The organism is Methylobacterium hispanicum (genome assembly GCF_022179285.1).
Classification (GTDB): domain Bacteria; phylum Pseudomonadota; class Alphaproteobacteria; order Rhizobiales; family Beijerinckiaceae; genus Methylobacterium; species Methylobacterium hispanicum.
Genome location: NZ_BPQO01000122.1, coordinates 1 through 209 on the forward strand (window position 1 = coordinate 1; position 209 = coordinate 209).

The window sequence follows — 209 nt, forward strand, 5'->3', positions numbered from 1 at the left end:
AGACACAGTACCATGGGCGCTGGTGTGTTTAACGGCCGAGTTCGAGATGGGATCGGGTTCTGGGCACACCGCTCAGGCCACCAGACCGGCCAAGCACAGGTTGTTTGGGACGTTCGCTGTCGCAGGGTGCTGCGACGGCGGAAGCCCCATTCTGTTCGGCAAGCATGTTGTCTGTGACCGCTTCGCCGATCCTGGCGGATCGGTGTATG

Annotated in this window: 1 rRNA gene; it reads right to left on the minus strand. The window is 61.2% G+C overall.

Going from position 1 to position 209, the window contains the following annotated elements:
* A 5S ribosomal RNA gene (rrf, locus tag MFF56_RS32035) occupies positions 1-85 on the minus strand; the annotation flags it as partial.
* Between the last annotated feature and the right edge of the window lie 124 nt (positions 86-209).